This window comes from Methylobacterium sp. C1 (assembly GCF_001854385.1).
Lineage (GTDB): Bacteria > Pseudomonadota > Alphaproteobacteria > Rhizobiales > Beijerinckiaceae > Methylobacterium > Methylobacterium radiotolerans.
The window spans coordinates 5,970,663-5,993,071 of record NZ_CP017640.1 but is presented as its reverse complement, the minus strand read 5'-3'; the positions used below and the strand labels follow the sequence as shown (position 1 = coordinate 5,993,071).

Genomic DNA, 22,409 nt, shown 5'->3' with positions numbered 1-22,409 from the left:
GGCCGGTAGCATCGGTGCCAAGTGCCGGCAAGCCGCGGACGATTCGCGCGGCCGGGACCGACAGGGAGCTGGACATGACGGCAGCCGAGGTGATCGCGACCCTGGGGTTGAAGCCCCATCCCGAGGGCGGCCATTATCGCGAGACGTTCCGCGATCCCCGCACCGTCGACGGGCGCTCGGTCGGCACAGCGATCTACTTCCTGCTCGATCTCGGCGAGGTCTCCGCGTGGCACCGGGTCGACGCCGCGGAGATCTGGCACTGGCATGCCGGCGCGCCGCTCGTGATCACCACCAGCCCGAACGGTCACGACGCGGCGGCGCAGCATCTCGGGCCGGACCTCGCCGCCGGGCAGCGCCCGCAATGCGTCGTGCCGGCCGGCCACTGGCAGACCGCCACCAGCCTGGGCGCCTGGACCCTCGTCGGCTGCACGGTCTCGCCGGGGTTCGACTTCGCCGGCTTCGAGATGGCGCCGCCCGACTGGCGGCCGACGCCGCGGGGCTAGACCGGCTTCGGCGACGCCCGCGAGGCGCGCACCGCCGTCAGCGCGCCGGCCACGATCAGCAGGCAGGCGAGCGCGAGGCCCGGTCCGGGGCTGGCATAGCCGGTCACCACCAGGATCAGCGTCGAGAGGACCGGCGCGGCGTAGGCGATGACGCCGAGCAGCCGGACGTCGCCGTGCTTGCAGCCGATATCCCAGAGGTAGAAGGCGGCGCCGACCGGCCCCAGTCCGAGCAGCAGCACGGCGCCCCATTGCGCGGCGTCGGCGGGCCAGATCGTCGTCTCGAAAGCCAGGTGGCAGGCGAGGCTCAGCGCCGCGGTGACCAGGCAGAAGCCCGCGACGGCGTCGGTCGGGACCTGCCCGACGCGGGCCGAAAGGACCGAGTAACCGGCCCAGACGAACGCCGCCGCCAGGGCGACGGCGTAGCCCGGCAGGGCTCCCGCGGCGAAGCCGAGATCGCCCCGGCCGGCGAACAGCACCGCGATCCCGGCGAGGCCGAGGAGCGCACCGATCAGATGACCCGGGCGCAGCCCGCCGGCCTCGGGCAGGCGCGCCGAGAACAGGACGATGAGCAGGGGCCACAGGTAGCTGATCAGCCCGGCCTCGGCCGGTGGCGCGAGGCGCAGGGCGCTGAAATAGAGGGCGTGGTAGCCGAACAGGCCGCCGACCCCGAGGATCCAGACCGGCCAGGGCTGGATCAGCGCGCGGGCGCGGGCGGGCCGGGCGATCCAGGCAACGCATCCGCAGACCGCGCCGATCAGGAAGGTCGTGGCGGCGAGCTGGAAGGGCGGCATCGCGCCCGAGGCGGCGGTGAAGAGGGCGAGCAGCGACCAAAGCGCGATCGCGCCGACGCCCGCGATCGTCGCGGCGGAACGGGGCGTCGGTCGGGACGGGATTCCTGCAGGCGCGGTCATCGGCGTCCGCTACCATGCGGCCGCCCGAGTCGGCGAGGTCGAGGGTCACGCCCCTGTCACCGTCCCCCTCTACCGGCGGCCTGAAACGGGAGGTTCGCGATGCGTGCGATGATGTTGGGGCTGGGGCTGCTTCTGGGGGCGGGCCCCGCGCTCGCCGGCGAGGCCGCCCAGCTCGGTCCCCGGCCCTTCTACCTCGTCGACCAGCTGAAGCCCGGGCCGCTCAAGGACAGGCTCGCCGCCTGCGGCGTCGACCGGACCTACACGCCCCGGACCTTCTCGATCTCGCACCGCGGCGCGCCGCTGATGTTCCCCGAACACACACGGGAGGGCCTGCTCGCCGCGTACCGGATGGGTGCCGGGATCATCGAGTGCGACGTGGCCTTCACCAGGGACCGCCAGCTCGTCTGCCGCCACAGCCAGTGCGACCTGCACACGACCACCGATATCCTGGCCCGACCCGACCTCGCGGCGAAGTGCACGCAGGGCTTCACGCCGGCCGATCCGGCCACCGGGCGGAAGGCCTCGGCCAAGTGCTGCACCAGCGACCTGACGCTGAACGAGTTCAAGTCGCTGAACGGGAAGATGGACGCGTCCGACCCGGACGCCACCACGGTGGCGGCCTACATGAACGCGACGCCGCGCTGGCGCACCGACCTCTACGCCGGCAGCGGCACGCTGATGTCGCACAGGGAGTACATCGCGCTGGTGAAGGGGATGGGGCGGAAGTTCACCCCCGAGCTGAAGGCGCCCCAGGTCCCGATGCCGTTCCAGGGCACCTACACGCAGGACATGTACGCCCAGCAGCTGGTCGACGAGTACAAAGAGGCCGGGATCCCGGCCTCCGACGTCTACCCGCAGAGCTTCCAGCTGCGCGACATCCTCTACTGGCTGGAGAAGGATCCGGAGTTCGGCCGTCAGGCGGTCTTCCTCGACGACCGGGACGAGACCGCGAAGGGCTTCGACCCGGAGAAGCCCGCAACGTGGCAGCCCGGCATGGCCGAACTCGCCCGGAAGGGCGTGAAGATCCTGGCGCCGCCGCTGTGGATGCTGGTCCGGCCGGGGCCGGACGGGACGATCGAGCCCTCGACCTACGCCCGGGAGGCCAAGGCGGCCGGGCTGGGGCTGATCGCGTGGTCGCTGGAGCGCTCCGGCCCGCTGAAGGGCGGCGGCGGGTACTATTACCAGTCGATCAAGCCGGTGGTCACCGGCGACGGCGACATCCTGCGGCTGCTCGACGTCCTGCACGGACAGGTCGGCGTGCTGGGGGTCTTCTCCGACTGGCCCGCGACCACGACCTTCTACGCCAACTGCGTCGGCGCGCCGTAGCGACGCGGCTCAGTCGGCCCACAGGGCCACGAGGGAGAAGAAGCCGGCCATCGCGAAGTTCACGATCAGGAAGCCGGTGATGATGAGGGCGAGCGTCATGGCGGCCTCGGAGGCGGAGCGGTCTGGGGGATGGGGGCGCGGCGCGGCCAGGCCTTCGTGGACCTGCGCCGCCCGCCGACGGACCCCGCGGCGCGTCCGCGGGGCGTGCGCGGTGTCCGCCTAGTACGGGATCAGCACGTAGATGAGGTTGGACAGGTACTCGCCGCTCAGCGGCTTCCAGCCGAGCCGCCGCCGGATCAGGCCGTAGCCCGCGCAGGTCAGCGCGGCGGAGCCGAGGACAGCCAGCGTGAACCAGGCCAGGCTGGCGGTCGCGAACCCGACGGCGCTGCCGAACAGGGCCACCATCACGAAGATGATCCGGCTCGGGTTGCGCGGGCCGCGCGTCGTCATGTCGGACATGGGGACCTCCCTCGATCCGGATCAGCGGGCGCGGCAGTTCGGGCCGTACCAAGTCATGGTCCGGCGATCCATGCCGCCGTCCGAGGAGGCGCCGCAGACGGGGAAGCGCGGGTCGCCGGTGCGCTGCAGGCTCATCACCTTGTAGAGGTCCTGCTGGGCCTCGCGGCGGCGGTTCTGCTCGGCGAGCTGAGCCTGCCAGTACAGGTTGCTGTTGGACTGGGCGACGGCGCGCTGCTGGTGAAGGCCCATCATGCACTCGGCGAAGCCGTCGGTGCCGGGCTCGAAGCCGAAGGTGTAGCACTGGTTCTGATCCAGCGCGTGGCGCTCCTGCGGCGTGACGCAGGCCGCCAGCCCCAGGGCACAGGCCGCAGCGAGCCCCAGCTTCGCGATCGCGGGCAGCGCGGGGCTGCGGCGGGCGGCGGAGCGGTCGTCACGCATCGCGATCGTGCGGGAAGAACAATTCTGGCTCGCGCCGATAAACTGAACGCCGAATTTACCGTGAAACCAGTTGTTCATGATCCTCGGGACCTCGATTTCTATCGGCGGGACCATCCGTGAGCCGATGGAAGGAGATCTATACGAGGCCGCTCGAATTGTTCGTGTCTCAGAACACGCGGGCCGTCGCGCCGATCGTTGCCCGCAATGCCCGTTATCCCGGCCGACGCGCGCTTCCGCACGCGGCGAAGGACTTTCGTCACGCTTGATGGTTCGGATGGTGCGGGCCCGCGGCCGGCGGCACGCGCGGCGCGTGGGCCGGAGCGGCGCGGCCCGGGACGGTCGCCGGCAGGCGGGGCCCGGCGCGGGGAGCGCCGTCGTCGGGCTCGGCCGCGCGGAGTGTGGGAAGGAACGCTCTTCGGACGGAGAGATGCGCGCCCGACGCGGTGGGGCTACTTGCCCACAGGGCAGGCGCGCCGGTTCGATCCGGCGCGCCCGCGGCGATCAGACGAAGTGCTGGCCGCCGTTGATGGTCAGTGTCGAGCCGTTCACGAAGCCGGCCTCGTCGCTGGCGAGATACTCGACCGCGTGGGCGATCTCGTCGGACTCGCCGAGGCGGCCGGTCGGGATCGTCGAGATGATCTTGTTGCGGATGTCCTCGGGCACCGCCATCACCATCTCGGTGGCGATGTAGCCCGGCGCCACCACGTTGACGGTGATGCCCTTCGAGGCGCTCTCCTGCGCCAGGGCCTTGGCGAAACCGATCACGCCGGCCTTGGCGGCCGAGTAGTTGGTCTGCCCGGCCTGGCCCTTCTGGCCGTTGATCGACGAGATGATGATGATGCGGCCGAAGTTGCGGCTGCGCATGCCCTCGATCAGCGGACGGGTGCAGGTGAACATCGAGTCGAGGTTGGTCTTGATGACCGCCTGCCACTTCTCGAACGTCATCTTGTGGAAGGCGCCGTCCCGGGTGATGCCGGCGTTGTTCACCAGGATGTCCACCGGGCCGAGTTCGGCCTCGATCGCCTTGATGCCGGCCTCGCAGCTCGCGAGATCACCCACGTCGAACTTGAAGACCGGGATGCCGGTCTCGGCCTTGAAGGCGTTGGCCGCCTCGTCGTTGCCGGCGTAGTTGGCGGCGACCTTGTAGCCCTTGTCCTTGAGCCGCTTCGAGATCGCCGCGCCGATGCCGCGGGTGCCGCCCGTCACGAGGGCGACGCGTCCTTGAGCCATTGTTTCCTCCTGTTCGCATCACTTGATGCCGCGTGCGGATGGCGTCCGCACGCGATTTTTTCTGACTTCGGCCTTAAGTCTATGTTGTGAGCCGATACTGTCGTGACAGACCGATCAGGTCCGCTCGACGCACATCGCCACGCCCATGCCACCGCCGATGCAGAGCGTGGCGAGGCCCTTCTTGGCGTCGCGGCGCTTCATCTCGTGCAGCAGGGTGACGAGCACGCGGGCGCCCGAGGCGCCGATCGGGTGACCGATGGCGATGGCGCCGCCGTTGACGTTCACCTTCGCGTCGTCCCAGCCCATGTCCTTGTTCACGGCCAGCGCCTGGGCCGCGAAGGCCTCGTTGGCCTCGATCAGGTCGAGGTCGGACGGCTTCCAGCCGGCCTTCTCCAGGGCCTTGCGGGAGGCCGGGATCGGGCCGGTGCCCATGACCTTCGGATCGACGCCGGCGGTCGCCCAGGACTTGATCCGGGCGAGCGGGGTCAGGCCGCGGCGCTCGGCCTCCGAGGCCGACATCAGCACCAGGGCGGCGGCGCCGTCGTTGAGGCCCGAGGCGTTGGCGGCCGTGACGGTGCCGTCCTTGGTGAAGGCCGGCTTCAGCTTGGCCATCGCCTCGATGGTGGCGCCGTCGCGGATGTACTCGTCGGTGTCGACGACCGTGTCGCCCTTCTTGCCCGGCACGGTGACGGGGACAATCTCGTCCTTGAACCGGCCCTCCTTGCGGGCTGCCTCGGCCTTGTTCTGCGAGCGGGTCGCGAACTGGTCCTGCTGCTCGCGGGTGAGCTGGAAGGCCTGGGCGACGTTCTCGGCGGTCTGACCCATGTGGTAGCCGTTGAAGGCGTCCCAGAGCCCGTCCTTGATCATGGTGTCGACGAGCTTCACGTCGCCCATCTTCTGGCCGCCGCGCAGGTACTGCGCGTGGGGCGACAGGGACATCGATTCCTGACCGCCGGCCACGATGACCTTGGCGTCGCCGTTGGCGATCTGCTGCATGCCGATCGCGACCGTGCGCAGACCCGAGCCGCAGACCTGGTTGAGGCCCCACGCGGTGGCCTTCTCGGGGATGCCGGCCTTGATGGCGGCCTGCCGGGCGGGGTTCTGGCCGGCGCCCGCGGTGAGGACCTGCCCGAAGATCACCTCGTCCACCTCATCGGGCGAGACCTTGGCCCGCTCCAGGGCGGCCTTGATCGCCGTCGCGCCGAGCTCGTGGGCCGGCACCGCCCCGAAGGCGCCGCCGAACGAGCCGACCGGCGTGCGCGCCGCCCCGACGATGACGATCTCTTCGCTGCCTGCCATGTGAACGTTCTCCTCTCGCGAGCCGGCGCGCCTCCACGTCCCGGGGCGCGCTCTGTGCCGGCCCTGGGATGAAGGGCTTGAGGTCGGCGAAGTCAAGGTTGTGCATCGATGCGCCAAACGCGCCGATGACGCGACCGCGAGACTGAAATGGCGCGACCGCCCCGACCACTCTGCATTATTCTGCGTTGAAGAGCTGCAGTTTGCTGTTTTCTGCGCCCGGGGAAGGCTTTAAGGATCGTGTTGCGGGCGCGAAGACAGCCCCCGCCAGACAGCACCGCGCGTCTGCAACGCCCCCCGGTCCCGAGTCCAGAAAGGCCGTTCCCGATGGCGGATACCGTCAAGGCCACCCAGACCGTCATCAAGAAGTACGCCAACCGGCGCCTCTATCACACCGGCACCTCGACCTACGTGACGCTGGAGGACCTCGCCACGATGGTGCAGAACGGCGAGGATTTCGTCGTCTACGACGCGCGCACGGGCGACGACATCACCCGCTCGGTCCTCACGCAGATCATCTTCGAGCAGGAGAACAAGGCCGGCGCCGAGAACCTGCTCCCGGTGGCGTTCCTGCGCCAGCTGATCCGCTTCTACGGCGACAGCATGCGCACGATGGTGCCGAGCTTCCTCGAATTCTCGATGGCGAATTTCGCCAAGGACCAGGACGGCCTGCGCGAGAAGTTCGCCCAGAGCTTCGGTCCGGCAGCGTTCCAGAACGCCATCGAGCAGCAGGTGCGCACCAACATGAACTTCTTCGGCGACGCCATGAAGATGTTCACGGGCTTCGCGCCGCCCGCGCCCGGAGCCCAGCCGACGGCGCCGGCCCCGACACAGTCCGCGCAATACGGGGGCGGCGAGCTGGACGATCTCAAGCGCCAGATGCTGGAGATGCAGCAGCGCCTGGAGGCGCTCGCGAAAAAGTAATTCGGCCGGACCGGCCGGACGAAGGGTTGACGATCCGTAAACGTCGGCCCCACCTTTGCGACATGGGCACGGAAACGTGCGGAGAATGTGCGCATGGTGCGGATCGGAACAGTCAGCCGTCTCGGCCCGACACAGGTCCGGTCCACCCGGCGCGCGCCGGTCCCGGACGCGGACGGATCCCCCGAGGCGGCGCGGACGGAGGTCCAGGCTCTCGCCCTGATCGACGGGGGCCGGTCCGACGAGTCGCCCGCCCCCCGGACAGCAGAACGCGCGGCCGCGGGGAGACCCCGCGCCGGCTTCATCGCGCAATTGCTGACGGCGGGTGATCCGACGCTGCTGCCGTCGCGCCTGGAACGGACCCGGATGGCCGCCGCGCGCTACGCGGAGGCGGCGCGGCGCCTCGCCTGAGGCGCCGCCCTCGCGAAGGCTCAGGCCTCGGCGGACTTCACCTTCAGCACCTGACGGCCGCGGTACATGCCGGTCTTCAGGTCGATGTGGTGCGGGCGGCGCAGCTCGCCGGAATCCTTGTCCTCGACGTAGGTCGGCGCCTTGAGGGCGTCGGCCGAGCGGCGCATGCCGCGGCGGGAGGGGGAGGTCTTTCGCTTCGGAACGGCCATGGCTGGATCCTTCGTGACGCCGCGGACAAAGCGGCGCGCGGGCGGCTCCTCGATCGAGGATCGCCACGCACACCGCGGGATACGGATGAGGGCCGGCTTATAGCTCCGGCGCCGGCCCGTGACTAGGGGTGCCGGACCACAACCGTTAAGCGCGGGTTCAATCGGGGCGGCGCAGTTCTGACGCGACGGCACCGCGGTGCGGGCCGCGCCTCTCGGGAGAACGCCATGGCCTCCTCCACCAAGACCCTCGCCCTCCTCGCCCTCCTGTCGAGCCTCGTCGCGGCTCCCGCCCTGGCGCAGGCGCCCCAGGCGCCGACGACCGCGGCCCCCGTGGCCCCCGCGAAGCCCGCGGCGCCGAGCGCACCGGTCGCCGGATCGCCGAACGCCGCCAAGGGGGCACTCATCGACCTCAACAGCGCCAGCGCCGAGGAGCTCGACGCCCTGCCCGGCATCGGCGCGGCCCGCGCGGCCGCGATCATCAAGGGGCGGCCGTATCGCGGGAAGGACGACCTCGTCTCCAAGAAGATCATCCCGAAGAATGTCTACGACGGCATCAAGGACAAGGTCATCGCCAAGCAGAAGTAGCCGCTACTCGGCGATCGCCCCCTGAGGCATGGAGAAGCCGGGGGGCGTCTTCGGGGCCGCGGCGGCTTTCGGCGCCGCGTGCCGGGGCGCCTTCTTGCGGGCCTCGGCCTTCGGCACCTTCGGCGCCTTGACGGCGGGCGGCGCCTCGCAGGCGCGGAACGTGAGCTGCGCCAGGGGCGTCCCCTCCTCGGTGACGATCGCGATCGGATCGGGGAAGGTCGGCAGCGTCGGCTCCCACTGGATCGGGCTGCCCAGCATCGCCTCGACGCCCGACGCGGCGCCGCCGCGCCGCAGCGTCGTGAAGTCCGGCCCGTAGGCGGTGGCGACCTTGCCGGCGATCACGACCTGGAGAACCTCGTTCACCTCGGTCGTCAGCGGCCTGAGCGGGTTCGTCGTGCGGACCTGCCCGGCCCGCGTGATCACCATCTTGAACCCCTTGGCGCTCTCGAACCGGGCCGCCTGCGTGCCGCAGGGCTGCTCGAGAGTCGGACCGGCGGCCGGCGTGGGGCTCGCCGCCCGAGGGTCGATCTGACCGGGCGTTGCTGGCGCCGCCGCCGCGGGCGCCGCAGGGACAGGCGGGACTTGGGCAGGCGGGACTTGCGCAGGCGCGACCTGGGCAGGCGCGACCTGGGCAGGCGCGGCCGGCTTGCCGGCGGGCGCCGCCGGAACGCTCTGCATCATCGACAGGCAGAGAGGGCCGGCGAGCAGCAGCCCGGCCACCCCGCGCGCGCGCAGCCTCATCGCGCGGCTCCCGGCGGATCCCCGCGGAGCGGCTGGTTGCGCTGCGTCCGGTCGAGAGCTCGGATCGGCTCCAATTCAATCGCTTCCAGATCGAGCACCCGCGGGTCGAGCACCTGTGCGCTGCGGTCGATCGGGCTCTTGCGCGGTCCGACCGAGCCGATGAGCAGGTCCTCGTCCTCGATGTCGAGTTCGGAACCCATGCGCAGGGGCTCGCGCCGGCCGCGCGCCGCCATCGCGGCGACCGCGACGATGGCGACGGCGAAGACCAGAATAGCCAGGATGATGAACAGGCGCTCCATCAGGAGGCCAGCTCTAACCTGCGGTTCGGGCCACCGCCACCCCATCCAGGCCTCGATGTCTCCCCGCCGCGTCGCGGCCGTGTCCCCGATCGCGCGCGGAACGCTCCTTGCGTGGGCCGTCGGACCGGGTAGATGCGGGCAGACCGGAGCCGGGACCGACCGATGCAGCACGAGCCGAGCCGCGAGCCCGAGGAACTGGAGGCGCACCTCCTCGGCCTGATCGAGGCCGCCCGGGAGCAGGCCCGGGAGGATCCGTTCCGCAATCCCGTCCTGGCGGTGACCTTGGCGATCACCCGGCGCTTCGACCGGGACGAGATCTCGACCGGCGACCTGGACGGGCTGTTCGTGCGCCTGCGTGCCGCGGCCCTGGCGGCGCGGGCGGAGCGGCTGCGCGCCTATGTCGGGCTCGACGCCGGCCCGGACGACCCGCAGGCGGGAATTCCCGCCCGGCTCGTGGCGGCGGCCCCCGACCGGGCGGACAGCGTCGAGACCTTCGCGGCCCTGATCCACCGCACCGCCTTCGCGGTGGTGTTCACGGCCCACCCTACCTTCGGCATGCCCCGGGCCGTCGCCGGCCTCCTCGCCGAGGCCGCGAGCCTGCCCGACGCCAAGGACCGCGCCGGGCTGATCGCGCGCGCGGCGGCCCTGTCGACGCGGCCGGACGCGCCGATCACCCTGGATGTCGAGTTCGAGCAGGCCTGCGCGGCGGCCAATAACGGCCGGCTCGCCCTCGACGCCTTCAACGGCGCCCTGCTCGACGCCGCCCGCGCCCGCTGGCCGGACCGCTGGACGGAGCTGACGCCACGCCCCTTCGCCATCGCCAGCTGGGTCGGCTGCGACACCGACGGGCGGACCGATATCGGCTGGTGGGACACCCTGCGCTACCGGCTGATCTCGAAGCGCATGCAGTTCGACCGGGTGATGCGCGACCTGCCGGAGATCCCCGCCTGCCGGGAGGTCCGGGCCCTCGCCGAGAACGCCCTGGCGGCGGTGAACCGCCAGCTCACCGTGGCGCCGCGCCTCGGTGACCAGCCGTCCCTCGAGGCGGTGCACCGCTTCGCCCTGGCGCTCATCATCGAGCGCGAGCGCGCCCAGACCGATGCCGGCGCCCTCGTCGCCGGGCTGACCCAGGCCCTCGAGGCCGCCGACGACGCGGGCGACCAGCGCCGGATCGCCATCCTGCGCGCGGGGGTCGAGACGCACGGCCTGTCGAACGCCCTGCCGCATTTCCGGCTGAACGCGAGCCAGATCCACAACGCGGTGCGGCGGGTGATCGACCTGGAGGGCGAGCCCACCGACGCGGCCCGGCGCCGCTCGCACCTCGCGACGATCCACACCCTGCTGAACGACGTCCGCCCGGTGGCCGTCGATTTCGGGGCGCTCGCGGCCGAGCGGGCCTCGGCGGCGCGGCTGATGATGACGATCGCCCAGATCCTCAAGCACGTGGACGGCACCCATCCGGTGCGCTTCCTCATCGCTGAGACCGAGACCGGCTACACCCTGCTCGCGGCCCTCTGGCTCGCGCGCCACTACGGCATCGCCGACAAGCTCGAGATCACGCCGCTGTTCGAGACGGCGAGCGCCCTCGAGCAGGGTATCCGGGTGCTCGACGACGCCCTGCGCAACCCGCACTGGCGGCAGTATCTGAAGCGCATCGGCCGGCTCACCGTGCAGTTCGGCTACTCCGATTCGGGCCGCTACGTCGGCCAGCTGGCGGCGACCTTTTGGATCGAGCGGCTGCGGCTGCGCATCACCGAGATGCTGGTCCAGAACGGCCTGTCCGACGTCGAGCTCGCGATCTTCGACACGCACGGCGAGTCGATCGGGCGCGGCGCCCATCCGACCTCCCTGCGCGACCGCCTCGCCTACCTCGCCCCGGAGGATGCGCGGGACCGGGCCCGCAAGGCCGGCATCCGGGTCCGGCTCGAATCGAGCTTCCAGGGCACCGACGGCTACCTGCTGTACGGCACCGAGGCGCTGGCGCGCGCCAGCGTCGCCCGCATCGCCGAGCACGTCTACGCGCTCGACGTGACGGAGGAGGATTCGTTCCCGGACTACGCCTTGAACGACCGGCCGAAGGCCTCCGACGGCAGGGTCGATCCGATCTACGCCGAGCCGGATTTCGCCCTCGAGTTCTTCACCGCCGCCCGCCAGGACATGGAGGCGCTGGTCGACGACCCGGGCTACGCCGCCCTGCTCGGCACCTTCGGCCCGAGCCTGATCGACCGGACCGGGTCGCGCCCGGTGGCGCGCCAGACCGACAACGGCGGCCCGGCGCGGATCACCCATCCGCGCCAGATGCGGGCGATCCCCAACAACGCGATCCTGCACCAGCTCGGCTTCCTGGCGAATTCCCTCCACGGGATCGGACGGGCCGCCCAGCGCGGCCCGGACCTGTTCCGCGACATGCGGCGCGATTCGGTGCGCTTCTCCCGGGCCTTCCGGCTGGTCCAGCACGCCGCCTCGGTCGGCGACCTCGACGTGCTGCGGGCCTATATCGACACCCTCGACCCGGCCGTGTGGCTGGAGCGGGCGCGGCGCACCCAGAAGGATTTCCGCCGGGACGAGCTCGTGGTGATCTCGGGCGCGCTGGAGCGCCTCGACCTCGCCCCCGCGCTGCGGAACCTGTTCGGACGCCTGACCCGGGACTGGCTCGCCCTGAGCGCGGCCGCCCCGGACCTGCCCGCCATGTCGGCCCGGCTGACGCTGCTCCACGCCCTGCGCCTCGCGCTGATCCACCGGATCTGGTTCCTGGCGGTGCACATCCCGGGCTTCCGGCCGCAGGCGGGCATCTCCCGCGAGCAGCTGCTGGAGCGCTTCCTGCGGCTGGACATCGACGGCTGCCTGAAGCTCCTCGACGCGATCTTCCCGGTCACGCCGGACCCGACGCTCGGCCTCAATTTCGGCGAGCCGGCCGGCCCGCGCGACGTCGGCACCTACGAGTCCGAGCACGCCAACCTGTTCCAGCCGATTCGCCGGATGTTCGATCAGGTGCGGGAAATCTCGGGGATGATCCAGCACGAGGTCGGGGCGTTCGGGTAGGCGCGGCCCTCAGGCCGCCTCCACGCGCAGGACCGTGCCGCCGATCCCGGTGACGCGCACCCGCCGGCCCGCCGGCAGGTCGGGCCCCTCGACCCGCCACAGCGTGTCGTCGAAGCGGATCCGGCCCGCGCCCCGCACGATCGGCTCGTCGAGCACCCCCTCGCGCCCGATCAGGCCCCGGTCGGCCCGGTTCAGCTCCGGCCCGGTACCCTTGCCGCGCCGCTGGAGGCGCGTCGCGAGCGCCACCAGGGCGACGGCGAGACCGGCGAACAGCAGGGTCTGGCCCTGCCAGGGCATGGGGAGCGCCGCCGCCGCGAGGCCGGTCGCGACGGCGGCGAGCCCGAGCCAGATCAGGAACACGCCGGGCAGCAGGATCTCGGCACCGGCCAGCACGAGGCCGGCGATCACCCAGCTCCAGGCCGCCCCGAGGGCCTCGAAGGTTCCGGCGAGGGAGGCGATCGTCACCGGCGTCAGGCCCGCGGCGCAGCGACGTTCGGCGGGGTCCCGGTGCGCCGGGGCGCGGCGGCGCCGTCGCCGAAGACCGAGCGGGTGAGTTCGCCGATGCCACCGAGGGTGCCGGCGAGCGCCGCCGCCTCGATCGGCACCACCACGACCCGCTGGTTCGGCGCGGTGGCGATCGCCCGCACGGCGTCGACGTACTTCTCGGCCACGAGGAAGTTCGCCGCCGCGATGTCGCCCTCGGCGATCGCCCGGCTGACCATGCCGGTCGCCGTCGCCTCGGCCTCGGCGGAGCGCTCCCGCGCCTCCGCGTCGCGGAAGGCGGCCTCGCGCCGGCCCTCCGCCTCCAGGATCGCCGACTGCTTGCGCCCCTCGGCCCGCAGGATCTCGGCGGCGCGCTGCCCTTCCGCCTCCAAGATCGAGGCGCGCTTCTCGCGCTCGGCCTTCATCTGCCGGGCCATCGCCCCGGCGAGATCGGCCGGGAGCACGATGTCCTTGATCTCGATCCGGTTGATCTTGACGCCCCAGGGCGAGGCCGCCGCGTCCATCACCCGGAGCAGGCGCTCGTTGATCTCGTCGCGGTGGGCGAGGAGCTGGTCGAGATCCATCGAGCCGACCACGGTGCGGATATTGGTCATGGTCAGCGTCGTGGCGGCGAGGTCGAGGCTCGAGACCTCATAGGATGCGCGCGCCGCGTCGAGGACCTGGTAGAACACGACCGCGTCGATGGTGACGCCGGCATTGTCGCGGGTGAAGGCCTGCTGGCTCGGCACGTCGATGACCTGCTCCATCACGTTGACCTTGCGGCCGACGCGCTCGACGAAGGGCGTGATCAGGCCGAGGCCGGCGTCGAGGCTGCGGGCGTAGCGGCCGAAGCGCTCCACCGTGTAGACGTAGCCCTGGGGCACGATCTTCACGCCCGCGGCCAGGGTGACGATCACCAGCGCCGCCACGCCCACGGCGAACACGCTGAGCCCGAACGGAAGCCCCATCGACACCCCTCCCCTGCCGACGCCACGGCCGGCGCGGCCGGCGCGGCCCGCAGCCTAACAGGCCGCTCCGGGCTCCGCGACCGCGGACGCAGGGGCGCCCGGGGGCGTGCCGCGCCGCGGCGTGAACGGCCACCCGCTCATCTCGATCATCAATGGTTCAGGCCGCCGCGCTTACGAAGCCGGCAAGCGTCGCGTTCGTCGTCGCTCAGACCCCGTCGAAGCAACGCTTGTTGAAGAAACATTCGGCATGATCCCCGCCACCCTCGCCGCGGAAAGAAGTCCTTTCACGTCGCTGCGGGCGGCAGAAATCCCCACCCAACCGGACTCGGTGCGCGCGTGAAGATCGCTGTCCTCGCACATCTGAAATACCCGATCGGCCAGCCCTATGCCGGCGGCCTGGAGATGCACACGCACCTCCTGACCGTCGCGCTGAAGCGGCACGGGCACGACGTCACGCTGTTCGCCAGCCGCGGGTCGGACCCGGCGCTCGATCCCGTGACGCTCTGCGATCCGACCGGGGACGCGCTCCTCGATCCCGAGCGCGAGGAGGTGATCGACCGCACCGAGGAGGACGCCTACCGGCGCATGATGGAGATGGTCGCGGCCGGCGGCTTCGATCTCGTCCACAACAATTCCCTGCACGCGCTGCCGCTGCGCGAGAGCGCCCGGCTAGGCCTGCCCTGGGTGACCGTGCTGCACACGCCGCCCTTCGAGTCCCTGGTCAGCGGCGTGGTCCAGGCCGATCCCGACATGGCCTTCCTGGCGGTCTCGCCGTCCCTGGCGCAGGAATGGGCGCATCTCGTGCCCGGCGCCCAGGTGGTCGACAACGGGGTGGACCTCTCGACCTTCGCGTTCTCACACGCTGCCGACGATCCGCCCTTCGCCTTCTGGTCGGGCCGGATCGTGCCCGAGAAGGGGCTGCACCTCGCGATCGACGCGGCCCGGGCCGCCGGGCTGCCGCTGACCTTCGCGGGTCCCAAGCTCAATCCCGGCTACTGGGCCGCCGAGATCGCCCCGCGCCTCGGTCCGGACCTGACGCATCTCGGTCATCTCTCCCACCGGGACCTCGCCCACCATCTCGGCCGGGCCCGCGTGGCGATCGTCTCGCCGCGCTGGGAGGAGCCCTTCGGCCTCGTCGTGGCGGAGGCGCTCGCCTGCGGCACCCCGGTGGCAGCCTTCCGCCGCGGCGCCATGCCCGACATCCTGGACGCGTCCTGCGGCCGCCTCGGGCGCCCGGACGATCCGCAGGATCTCTCGGTGGCGATCCGGGAAGCCGCCGGCCTGTCGCGCCGGGCCTGCCGCGACCGCGCCGAGGCGCTCTACGACGCCGCCGCCATGACCGGGCGCTATCTGGAAGCCTACGACGCCGTGATCGCGCGCTGCGCCGAGCGGGCGCGGCCGGCCCTGCGCGTCGCCGGAGGACGCGGCTGAACGGCGCGGATCCGCGCGCCGCAATTCGCACCCGAGCCCGGAGCCCGGCGGCATGACGGGCCGCCCTCGACCTCCGCGGCGCACGAGGGTGCCACGGGAGACCTGTCATGACCACCGACGCCGATCACCCGGCCCCACCGCCCTGCGTCGTCTGCATTCCCGCCCGGAACGAGGCCGAGCGCCTGCCCCGCCTGCTCGCCTCCCTGGCGGCGCAGAACGGCGTCTCGGCGCGGGCGCCGCTGCGCGTCGTGGTGCTGGCCAACAATTGCACGGACGGGACCGTCCAGGCGGTGCGGGACGTCGAGGCCTCGGGCATCCTCGCGACGCTGACCCTCCGGCTGATCGCGGTCGACCTCGTCGGCGCGGACGCCCATGTCGGCACGGCCCGGCGGATGGCGCTCGATGCCGGTGCCGACTGGCTGGAGGCCGACGGTGAGCCGGACGGCATCCTTCTCACCACCGACGCGGATGCCCGCCTGCCGGCCGAGTGGGTGGCGGCCAATCTCCGCGCGCTGGAGGCCGCGGACATCGTGGGCGGCCGGCTGGTGATCGACGACGACGGCACCCCGGACCCCGCCCTCGCAGACCTGCACGCACGCATCGAGCGCTACTGGTCCGGCGTCCGCCGCCTGGAGGACCTGCTCGACCCGCCGCCCTACGACCCGCCCCCCCGCCACGGCGACCATACCGGCGCGAGCCTCGCCGTTCCCGCGATCCTGTACCGGGCTGTGGGCGGACTGCCGGCGCTGCCCTGCGGCGAGGACAACGCCCTCGTCGGGCTGCTGCGCGCCAACGGTGCGCGCCTGCGCCACTGCCCGGACGTGCAGGTCCTGGTCTCGTCCCGCCATCAGGGACGGGTCTCGGGCGGCATGGCCACCGAGATGCTCCGCCGGACCCGCGTCCTCGACGGAGAGGCCTACCTGCTGCCGGAGGCGGCCCACTGGCAGGCGCTGATCCTGCGCCGCGCGGCCCTGCGCCGGGCCTTCCACCTCGACCCCCAGGCCCGCGCCGCGGCCTGCGCGCGGCTCGGGCTCGACGCGGAGGATCTCGCCGCCGTCGGGGCCTGCCCGAACGACATCGCCTTCGTGGAGCGGGCCGACCGGATCCTCGAGTCGCGCAGCCCGCCCGCGCGGGAATGCGCCCTCGATCTGGCGGTCGCCGATCTCGACGCCCTCGCCCTGTCCCTGAGGGACGCCGCGTGACCCGCGGCATCGGCTGGTACGTCCACCACCAGGGCGCCGGCCATCTCCAGCGGGCCCGGGCGGTCGCGGGCGCCCTGAACCGGCCCTGCACCGTCCTCGGCACCCTTGCCGGGTTCGACACCGCAGGCCTCGACATCGTCGACCTGCCCGACGACCGCCCCCTCGGCGACGCGGCCTTCGACGGCCGGGACGGCGCCATCGAGCGGCCCGAGGCCCTGCACTACGCGCCGCTCGACCATCCGGGGGTCCGCGCGCGGATGGCGCGCATCGCCGCCTGGGCGGAGCGGGCCGACCCGGCCCTCCTGGTCGTCGACGTCTCGGTGGAGGTGGCGATCCTGGCGCGTCTCCTGTCGGTGCCGACCCTGGTGGTGCGCCTCGCGGGGACACGGACCGACCGGCCGCATCTGGAAGCCTTCCGCAGCGCAACGCGGCTGCTCGCCCCGTTCCCCGCCGCGCTCGACGGCGCGGCCGTGCCGGACTGGGTCCGGGCCAAGACGCTCTACGCGGGGTTCCTCGGCGCGCCGGCGCAGGCCCCGACCGAATCGGGGCGCGAGATCGTGGTGGTGTTCGGCCGGGGCGGCGCGGGCGGCAGCCTCGCGGAGCTCGCCGCGGCGGCGCGGGCGGTACCGGACCGGCCGTGGCACGTCCTGGGACCGGTCTCGGGCTCGGGCCCCGTGCCAGACAACCTGCACCTGCACGGCTGGGTCCCCGACGTCGAGGCGCGGGTCGCGCGGGCGGCTTTGCTGGTGGGCGGCGGCGGCGACGGCGTCGTTGCCCTGGCCGCCGCGCAGCGGAAACGCTTCCTCTGCCTGCCGGAGGAGCGGGCCTATGGCGAGCAGACCGAGAAGGCCGAGGCGCTGGCCCGGCTCGGGGCCGCGATCGTGCATCCCGGCTGGCCCTCGCCCGCGGCGTGGCCGGGCCTGATCGCGGCGGGCCTCGCCCTCGACCCCGCGTTTATCGGCGGCCTGCACGATCCGGACGCGGTCCGGACCTGCGCCGCGACGATCGACGACCTAGTGCGGCGCCTCTGATCGGTCGGCCAGCGAAGATCCGAACGTCGGCAGCGCCGAAGCGGGATCCGCTCCGGCGCGGGTAGCGCAGTCCGAGATCAGGAGATCAGGTCGAGCTTCGCCGCCTCGATCCCGTCGGCGCGGATCGCGTCCGGCAGGGACGAGAAATCGCGATATCCCGCCTCGCGCGCCATAGCGTCGAGGGCCGTCTGCTCATCGGCAGCCGCGCCAGTCCAGAGCACCGCGCCGCTCTTTTTCTGTCTAATCTGGAAAATGCTCATCGATCCCTCCCCGGTCCCGAGAAGACCATCGATCTATTAACGTCGCTATTCGTGGCGGGTTGCAGCTGGATCGATCTAAACCGCCGCGCTCCGGCCGCCACGATGACCTGCGGCGCGAGGCCCGGCGACGGCCTCGCGCGACGGCGCTATGCTCGGCACCGTCCAGGATGGCTCGCCATGAAAACGCCGACCTGCCCAGCGAGGGAGAGGCAATACCCGTCCAGCGCCGACTGCGAGGTCCCCGCCGTGAACTCCGTCCGTTGGCGCGCGTCTCGCCTCAGTCTCCTGTGCGGGCTCGCGATGCTCGCGGCGGCGCCGGCCCGGGCGGTCGAGACCGCCGCCGTTCCCGACGCCGCCGCCATCGCGCCCGCGGTCACGGTCGTGCCGGCCGAGAGCCGCGAGATCGTCGAGCGGGCCGTCGTCACCGGCACGCTGGTCCCCCGGGACGAGATCCTCGTTTCCCCCGAGGTCGAGGGTCTGCGCATCACCGATCTCCTCGTCGAGGAGGGTGACCGCGTCACCAAGGGACAGGTTCTCGCCAAGCTGTCGCTGGAGATGATCGTCACCCAGGAGGCCTCGAACGCGGCGGCGATCGCCCGCGCCGAGGCGGCCATCGTCCAGGCCCGGAGCCAGATCGTCCAGGCGGAGGCCGCCAACCTGGAGGCCAAGCAGGCGCTCGAGCGGGCCCAGGCGCTCGCCAAGACCGGCAACGCCACCGCGGCCGTGCTGGAACAGCGCGTCTCGGCGGCGCAGGGGGCGGAAGGCCGCCTCGCCGCCGCCAGGGGCGGCCTGCAATCGGCCCAGGCCGACCTCGCCACGGCGCGGGCCGCCGGGGCCGAGATCGCCCTGCGGCGCGCCCGCACCGACATCCGCGCCCCCGAAGCCGGGATCGTCAACCGCCGCACCGCCCGGATCGGCGCCACCGCCACGGCGGCGGGCGAGCCGCTGTTCCGGCTGATCGCCCGGGGCGAGATCGAATTGGAGGGCGAGGTGCCCGAGACGTCGCTGGCGCGCATCCACGTCGGCAATCCGGCGAGCCTCGACCTCGATGACGGTCGCCGCCTCGCCGGCAAGGTGCGCCGGGTCTACCCGGAGGTCGACCGGGCGACGCGGCTCGGCAAGGTGCGCATCCGCCTCGGCGATGATCCGGCCCTGCGCATCGGCGCCTTCGCGCGCGGCAGCGTGGAGATCGCGCGCCGCACCGGCGTCGCCGTCCCGGTCTCCAGCCTGCTCTACGCGGCCGACGGCCGCGCCAGCGTGCTCGTGGCGAGGGACGGGCGCGTCGAGGCGCGGCCCGTGACCACGGGCCTCTCCGCCGACGGCTTCACGGAACTCCGCTCCGGCGTCGCGGCCGGCGAGAGCGTCGTGGCCCGCGCCGGAAGCTTCCTGCGCGACGGCGACCGCGTGCGCCCCGTCCCGGCCGCCACCAGCACGCCGATCGCCGACGCGGCGCCGCGGTAGGACGAGTCGAAGGATCCGGCCATGCGCCTCAACGTCTCCGCCTGGGCGATCCGCAAACCCCTGCCCTCGGTGGTCCTGTTCCTGGTCCTGATGATCCTCGGGCTGGTGAGCTTCCGCTCGCTGCCGATCACCCGGTTCCCCAACATCGACATCCCGATCGTGTCGGTGACGATCACCCAGTCGGGTGCCGCGCCCGCGGAGCTTCAGACCCAGGTCACCAAGTGGGTCGAGGACTCGGTCGCCGGCGTGAAGGGCGTCAAGCACATCCTCTCGACGATCACGGAGGGCACCTCCACCACCACGATCGAGTTCCGCCTGGAGGTGAACCAGGATCGGGCGACCAACGACGTCAAGGACGCCATCGCCAAGATCCGGCAGAACCTGCCGCGGACGATCGACGAGCCGATCGTCTCGCGCGTGGAGATCGCCGGCCTGCCCATCATGGTCTACGGCGCCTCCGCGCCCGCCATGACGCCCGAGGACCTGTCGTGGTTCGTGGACGACGTCGTCGCCCGCGGCCTGCAGAGCGTGAAGGGCGTCGGCGGCGTCGAGCGGCTCGGCGGCGTCGCCCGCGAGATCCGCGTCACCTTGAAGCCCGACCGCCTGCTCGCGCTCGGCATCACCGCCGCTGACGTGAACCGGCAGCTGCGCCTGACCTCGGCCGACATGGCGGGCGGCCGCGCCGAGGTCGGCGGCCAGGAGCAGTCGATCCGGGCGCTCGCCGCCTCGGCGAGCCTCGAGACGCTGGCCAAGACCTCCATCGTGGTGCCGGGCAACCGCAAGGTCCGCCTCGACGAGCTCGCGACCCTGTCGGACACCGCCGAGGAGCCCCGCACCTTCGCGCGCTTCAACGGCGAGCCGGTGGTCGCCTTCGCGATCTCCCGCGCCAACGGCGCCAGCGACGCGGACGTGTCGGTGGGCGTCGCCAAGAAGATCGCGGCGCTCCACGCGGCCAACCCCAACGTGCGGTTCGACCTGATCGACACCAGCGTCGACAACACGATCGGCAACTACCACTCCGCCATGATGGGCCTGATCGAGGGCGCCATCCTCGCCGTCGTGGTGGTGCTGCTGTTCCTGCGGGACTGGCGCGCGACCCTGATCGCCGCGGTGGCGCTGCCCCTCTCGGTGCTGCCGACCTTCTGGGTGATGAGCGCGCTGGGCTTCTCGCTCAACGCCGTCAGCCTCCTGGCGATCACGCTGGTCACCGGCATCCTGGTGGACGACGCGATCGTCGAGATCGAGAACATCGTCCGGCACATGCGGATGGGGAAATCGCCCTACCGCGCCGCCCTGGAGGCCGCGGACGAGATCGGCCTCGCGGTCATCGCCATCACGGCGACGATCATCGCGATCTTCTCGCCGGTGTCGTTCATGGGCGGCATCGCCGGCCAGTACTTCAAGCAGTTCGGCCTGACGATCGCGGCGGCGGTGTTCATGTCGCTGCTCGTGGCGCGCCTGATCACGCCGCTGCTCGCGGCCTACTTCCTGCGCGATCACGGGCCGGACCACGAGCGGGACGGCCTCGTGATGCGCGGCTACACCCGCCTGGTGGCGTGGTCGGTCCGGCACAAGTTCATCACGCTGGTGCTCGGCATCGCGTGCTTCGCCGCCTCGATCGCCTCCACGGGCCTGCTGCCCGCGGGCTTCCTGCCGGCGGAGGACCAGGCCCGCACCCTGTTCGTGGTCGAGCTGCCGCCGGGAGCCCGCCTCGCCGACACGGTCCGGGTCACCGACCGCATCGAGGAGAAGATCCGCGCGCTGCCCGAGGTGAAGAGCGTGTTCGTGGACGGCGGCCGCCAGCTTCCGGCGAAGAAGGAGGTGCGGCTCGCGAGCCTCACCATCAACCTCGTCCCGAAGAACACCCGCCACAGGACCCAGAAGCAGCTCGACGCCGAGGTCGCGGCGATCCTGCGGGAGGAGCCGGACCTGCGCTTCTGGGCGCTGCGCGAGGGCGGCCAGCGCGACCTCGCGCTGATCATCGCCGGTCCCGACAAGGCGGTGGTGGCCGAGGTCGCCGCAAAGCTCCAGCGCGAGGCCCAGCAGGTCCCGCACCTCGTCAACGTCATGTCGACGGCGCCCCTCGACCGGACCGAGGTCCGGATCCGGCCGAAGCCCGCCGTGGCGGCCGATCTCGGCGTCAGCACCGACACCATCGCCGAGACCGTGCGGGTCGGGACGATCGGCGACATCGGCATGAACCTCGCCAAGTTCAACGCCACCGACCGGCAGATCCCGATCCGCGTGCAGCTCCCCGAGAGCGTGCGCGGGCGGCTCTCCGACCTCGAGACCCTGAAGGTGCCGGTGAAGGGCGGGACGGCCGTGCCGCTCGCGACGGTGGCCGACATCAGTCTGGGCCAGGGCCCGACCGGCATCGACCGCTACGACCGCGCCGTGCGCGTCGCTCTGGAGGGCGACATGCAGGGCAGCGACGCGCTGGCCGAGCTGATCGGCCAGGTGATGAACCTGCCGACCGCCAAGAACCTGCCGCCCGGGGTCACGATCAGCCAGACCGGCGACGCCGAGGTGATGGGCGAGGTCTTCGAGGGCTTCGCGCTGGCCATGGGCGCCGGCCTGATGATGGTGTTCGGCGTGCTGATCCTGCTGTTCGGCAACTTCCTGCAGCCGCTGACCATCCTGTTCTCGCTGCCGCTCTCCATCGGCGGCGCGATCCTGGCACTGCTGATCTGCCACATGCCGATCTCGATGCCGGTGGTGATCGGCATCCTGATGCTGATGGGCGTCGTGACCAAGAACGCCATCATGCTGGTGGATTTCGCCGTCGAGCAGATCCGGGCCGGCGTCGACCGGAACGTCGCGATCGTCGATGCCGGCCGCAAGCGCGCCCGGCCGATCGTCATGACCACGATCGCCATGGCGGCCGGCATGGTCCCGTCCGCGATGGCCTACGGGATCGGCGGCGAGTTCCGCGCGCCCATGGCGGTGGCGGTGATCGGCGGGCTGATCGTCTCGACGGTGCTGTCGCTCGTCTTCGTGCCGGCGATCTTCGTGCTGATGGACGACCTGTCCCGCCTGCTGACGCGGCTGTTCGGCCGCTTCGTGGGCGAGCGCGACGATCCGGAGGATGCCCCCGTCTACGATCCGGCCCATCCGGCCAACGACGGGCACCCGCCGCCACGGATCGCCGCGGAGTAGAGCGGTTCAGCGCGGGACGCGCACGCTGTCCCGGAGGAGCGCCGCG

General features: G+C 72.0%; 23 protein-coding genes. 12 read left to right on the top strand and 11 right to left on the bottom strand.

Translation table 11 applies throughout. The features are described 5' to 3' along the window. Positions 1 to 74: 74 nt before the first annotated feature. Positions 75 to 503, top strand: coding sequence for a cupin domain-containing protein (locus BKE41_RS27600; RefSeq protein ID WP_012322027.1), 429 nt, complete (start codon positions 75 to 77; stop codon positions 501 to 503). On the opposite strand, the gene BKE41_RS27595 is transcribed toward BKE41_RS27600, so the two are convergent. Continuing rightward, on the bottom strand, positions 500 to 1,414 hold the full coding sequence (locus BKE41_RS27595; protein WP_012322026.1) for an EamA family transporter: 915 nt from the start codon (positions 1,412 to 1,414) through the stop codon (positions 500 to 502). The genes BKE41_RS27600 and BKE41_RS27595 overlap by 4 nt on opposite strands. 99 nt (positions 1,415 to 1,513) lie before the next feature. On the opposite strand from BKE41_RS27595, the gene BKE41_RS27590 reads away from it, so the two are divergent. Next, positions 1,514 to 2,740, top strand: coding sequence for a glycerophosphodiester phosphodiesterase family protein (locus BKE41_RS27590; RefSeq protein ID WP_071000439.1), 1,227 nt, complete (start codon positions 1,514 to 1,516; stop codon positions 2,738 to 2,740). Positions 2,741 to 2,959: 219 nt separating this feature from the next. Here BKE41_RS27590 and BKE41_RS27585 read toward each other — a convergent pair whose 3' ends face one another. The 4 genes from BKE41_RS27585 to BKE41_RS27570 all read right to left on the bottom strand — a co-directional run bounded on the left by BKE41_RS27585 (position 2,960) and on the right by BKE41_RS27570 (position 6,166). Further along, positions 2,960 to 3,199, bottom strand: a complete 240-nt coding sequence (locus tag BKE41_RS27585; protein ID WP_071000438.1) for a hypothetical protein — start codon at positions 3,197 to 3,199, stop codon at positions 2,960 to 2,962. 21 nt (positions 3,200 to 3,220) lie between these two features. Next, positions 3,221 to 3,637: a hypothetical protein gene (locus tag BKE41_RS27580; RefSeq protein ID WP_106427874.1), complete on the bottom strand. Its 417-nt coding sequence runs from the start codon at positions 3,635 to 3,637 to the stop codon at positions 3,221 to 3,223. A 501-nt stretch (positions 3,638 to 4,138) separates the two neighbouring features. Continuing rightward, positions 4,139 to 4,867 carry an acetoacetyl-CoA reductase gene (gene phbB, locus BKE41_RS27575; RefSeq protein ID WP_012322022.1) on the bottom strand — a complete coding sequence of 243 codons (729 nt, stop codon included), beginning with the start codon at positions 4,865 to 4,867 and terminating at the stop codon, positions 4,139 to 4,141. Positions 4,868 to 4,981: 114 nt separating this feature from the next. Further along, complete coding sequence (locus BKE41_RS27570) at positions 4,982 to 6,166, bottom strand: acetyl-CoA C-acetyltransferase (RefSeq protein ID WP_012322021.1); 1,185 nt, start codon at positions 6,164 to 6,166, stop codon at positions 4,982 to 4,984. A gap of 324 nt (positions 6,167 to 6,490) precedes the next feature. Between BKE41_RS27570 and phaR the strand changes: the two genes are divergently transcribed. Continuing rightward, complete coding sequence (gene phaR, locus BKE41_RS27565; RefSeq protein WP_012322020.1) at positions 6,491 to 7,087, top strand: polyhydroxyalkanoate synthesis repressor PhaR; 597 nt, start codon at positions 6,491 to 6,493, stop codon at positions 7,085 to 7,087. A 93-nt stretch (positions 7,088 to 7,180) separates the two neighbouring features. Beyond that, complete coding sequence (locus BKE41_RS27560; RefSeq protein WP_071000437.1) at positions 7,181 to 7,495, top strand: hypothetical protein; 315 nt, start codon at positions 7,181 to 7,183, stop codon at positions 7,493 to 7,495. 20 nt (positions 7,496 to 7,515) lie between these two features. Here the strand turns inward: BKE41_RS27560 and rpmF are convergent, their stop codons facing one another. After that, positions 7,516 to 7,704: a 50S ribosomal protein L32 gene (gene rpmF, locus BKE41_RS27555; protein WP_003601373.1), complete on the bottom strand. Its 189-nt coding sequence runs from the start codon at positions 7,702 to 7,704 to the stop codon at positions 7,516 to 7,518. 225 nt (positions 7,705 to 7,929) lie between these two features. On the opposite strand from rpmF, the gene BKE41_RS27550 reads away from it, so the two are divergent. Beyond that, on the top strand, positions 7,930 to 8,289 hold the full coding sequence (locus BKE41_RS27550; RefSeq protein WP_012322018.1) for a helix-hairpin-helix domain-containing protein: 360 nt from the start codon (positions 7,930 to 7,932) through the stop codon (positions 8,287 to 8,289). Positions 8,290 to 8,292: 3 nt separating this feature from the next. On the opposite strand, the gene BKE41_RS27545 is transcribed toward BKE41_RS27550, so the two are convergent. Next, a complete protein-coding gene (locus BKE41_RS27545; protein ID WP_071000436.1) occupies positions 8,293 to 9,030 on the bottom strand; it encodes a hypothetical protein in 738 nt (245 codons plus the stop codon). After that, the gene (locus tag BKE41_RS27540) at positions 9,027 to 9,329 is read right to left on the bottom strand and encodes a hypothetical protein (protein WP_024828288.1); all 303 of its coding nucleotides are present in this window, start codon (positions 9,327 to 9,329) and stop codon (positions 9,027 to 9,029) included. The genes BKE41_RS27545 and BKE41_RS27540 overlap by 4 nt, the downstream gene beginning before the upstream one ends. Before the next feature lie 162 nt (positions 9,330 to 9,491). Here BKE41_RS27540 and BKE41_RS27535 point away from each other — a divergent pair, with 162 nt between their 5' ends. Further along, a complete protein-coding gene (locus BKE41_RS27535; RefSeq protein ID WP_071000435.1) occupies positions 9,492 to 12,371 on the top strand; it encodes a phosphoenolpyruvate carboxylase in 2,880 nt (959 codons plus the stop codon). 9 nt (positions 12,372 to 12,380) lie between these two features. Here the strand turns inward: BKE41_RS27535 and BKE41_RS27530 are convergent, their stop codons facing one another. Together BKE41_RS27530 and BKE41_RS27525 are read right to left on the bottom strand one after the other, a co-directional pair. Then, entirely contained in the window at positions 12,381 to 12,836 is a 456-nt protein-coding gene (locus tag BKE41_RS27530; RefSeq protein WP_012322014.1) for an NfeD family protein, read from the bottom strand. Positions 12,837 to 12,841: 5 nt separating this feature from the next. After that, positions 12,842 to 13,822 (bottom strand): SPFH domain-containing protein, encoded by a 981-nt coding sequence (locus tag BKE41_RS27525; RefSeq protein WP_012322013.1) that lies wholly within the window; start codon positions 13,820 to 13,822, stop codon positions 12,842 to 12,844. Between the two features lie 121 nt (positions 13,823 to 13,943). Between BKE41_RS27525 and BKE41_RS31385 the strand changes: the two genes are divergently transcribed. The 4 genes from BKE41_RS31385 to BKE41_RS27510 all read left to right on the top strand — a co-directional run bounded on the left by BKE41_RS31385 (position 13,944) and on the right by BKE41_RS27510 (position 17,486). Continuing rightward, the gene (locus BKE41_RS31385) at positions 13,944 to 14,162 is read left to right on the top strand and encodes a hypothetical protein (RefSeq protein ID WP_159392806.1); all 219 of its coding nucleotides are present in this window, start codon (positions 13,944 to 13,946) and stop codon (positions 14,160 to 14,162) included. Then, positions 14,159 to 15,253, top strand: a complete 1,095-nt coding sequence (locus BKE41_RS27520; protein WP_012322012.1) for a glycosyltransferase family 4 protein — start codon at positions 14,159 to 14,161, stop codon at positions 15,251 to 15,253. The genes BKE41_RS31385 and BKE41_RS27520 overlap by 4 nt, the downstream gene beginning before the upstream one ends. Before the next feature lie 107 nt (positions 15,254 to 15,360). Continuing rightward, entirely contained in the window at positions 15,361 to 16,455 is a 1,095-nt protein-coding gene (locus BKE41_RS27515) for a glycosyltransferase (protein ID WP_071000434.1), read from the top strand. Then, positions 16,452 to 17,486 (top strand): glycosyltransferase, encoded by a 1,035-nt coding sequence (locus BKE41_RS27510; protein WP_071000433.1) that lies wholly within the window; start codon positions 16,452 to 16,454, stop codon positions 17,484 to 17,486. The genes BKE41_RS27515 and BKE41_RS27510 overlap by 4 nt, the downstream gene beginning before the upstream one ends. A 77-nt stretch (positions 17,487 to 17,563) precedes the next feature. On the opposite strand, the gene BKE41_RS27505 is transcribed toward BKE41_RS27510, so the two are convergent. Continuing rightward, positions 17,564 to 17,746, bottom strand: a complete 183-nt coding sequence (locus BKE41_RS27505; protein WP_012322009.1) for a hypothetical protein — start codon at positions 17,744 to 17,746, stop codon at positions 17,564 to 17,566. Between the two features lie 300 nt (positions 17,747 to 18,046). Between BKE41_RS27505 and BKE41_RS27500 the strand changes: the two genes are divergently transcribed. After that, the gene (locus BKE41_RS27500; protein ID WP_174805112.1) at positions 18,047 to 19,207 is read left to right on the top strand and encodes an efflux RND transporter periplasmic adaptor subunit; all 1,161 of its coding nucleotides are present in this window, start codon (positions 18,047 to 18,049) and stop codon (positions 19,205 to 19,207) included. 21 nt (positions 19,208 to 19,228) lie between these two features. Beyond that, entirely contained in the window at positions 19,229 to 22,363 is a 3,135-nt protein-coding gene (locus BKE41_RS27495; RefSeq protein WP_012322007.1) for an efflux RND transporter permease subunit, read from the top strand. The last annotated feature ends 46 nt before the right edge of the window (positions 22,364 to 22,409 follow it).

Bases quoted from the DNA above. Each gene is read 5' to 3' on its own strand.
- BKE41_RS27590 (WP_071000439.1), top strand. From the start codon at position 1,514: ATGCGTGCGATGATGTTGGGGCTGGGGCTGCTTCTGGGGGCGGGCCCC.
- BKE41_RS27525 (WP_012322013.1), bottom strand. From the start codon at position 13,822: ATGGGGCTTCCGTTCGGGCTCAGCGTGTTCGCCGTGGGCGTGGCGGCG.
- phaR (WP_012322020.1), top strand. From the start codon at position 6,491: ATGGCGGATACCGTCAAGGCCACCCAGACCGTCATCAAGAAGTACGCC.
- BKE41_RS27545 (WP_071000436.1), bottom strand. From the start codon at position 9,030: ATGAGGCTGCGCGCGCGCGGGGTGGCCGGGCTGCTGCTCGCCGGCCCT.
- BKE41_RS27535 (WP_071000435.1), top strand. From the start codon at position 9,492: ATGCAGCACGAGCCGAGCCGCGAGCCCGAGGAACTGGAGGCGCACCTC.
- BKE41_RS27585 (WP_071000438.1), bottom strand. From the start codon at position 3,199: ATGTCCGACATGACGACGCGCGGCCCGCGCAACCCGAGCCGGATCATC.
- phbB (WP_012322022.1), bottom strand. From the start codon at position 4,867: ATGGCTCAAGGACGCGTCGCCCTCGTGACGGGCGGCACCCGCGGCATC.
- BKE41_RS27505 (WP_012322009.1), bottom strand. From the start codon at position 17,746: ATGAGCATTTTCCAGATTAGACAGAAAAAGAGCGGCGCGGTGCTCTGG.
- rpmF (WP_003601373.1), bottom strand. From the start codon at position 7,704: ATGGCCGTTCCGAAGCGAAAGACCTCCCCCTCCCGCCGCGGCATGCGC.
- BKE41_RS27580 (WP_106427874.1), bottom strand. From the start codon at position 3,637: ATGCGTGACGACCGCTCCGCCGCCCGCCGCAGCCCCGCGCTGCCCGCG.
- BKE41_RS27540 (WP_024828288.1), bottom strand. From the start codon at position 9,329: ATGGAGCGCCTGTTCATCATCCTGGCTATTCTGGTCTTCGCCGTCGCC.
- BKE41_RS27560 (WP_071000437.1), top strand. From the start codon at position 7,181: ATGGTGCGGATCGGAACAGTCAGCCGTCTCGGCCCGACACAGGTCCGG.
- BKE41_RS27500 (WP_174805112.1), top strand. From the start codon at position 18,047: ATGCTCGCGGCGGCGCCGGCCCGGGCGGTCGAGACCGCCGCCGTTCCC.
- BKE41_RS27570 (WP_012322021.1), bottom strand. From the start codon at position 6,166: ATGGCAGGCAGCGAAGAGATCGTCATCGTCGGGGCGGCGCGCACGCCG.
- BKE41_RS27495 (WP_012322007.1), top strand. From the start codon at position 19,229: ATGCGCCTCAACGTCTCCGCCTGGGCGATCCGCAAACCCCTGCCCTCG.
- BKE41_RS27515 (WP_071000434.1), top strand. From the start codon at position 15,361: ATGACCACCGACGCCGATCACCCGGCCCCACCGCCCTGCGTCGTCTGC.
- BKE41_RS27600 (WP_012322027.1), top strand. From the start codon at position 75: ATGACGGCAGCCGAGGTGATCGCGACCCTGGGGTTGAAGCCCCATCCC.
- BKE41_RS27550 (WP_012322018.1), top strand. From the start codon at position 7,930: ATGGCCTCCTCCACCAAGACCCTCGCCCTCCTCGCCCTCCTGTCGAGC.
- BKE41_RS27595 (WP_012322026.1), bottom strand. From the start codon at position 1,414: ATGACCGCGCCTGCAGGAATCCCGTCCCGACCGACGCCCCGTTCCGCC.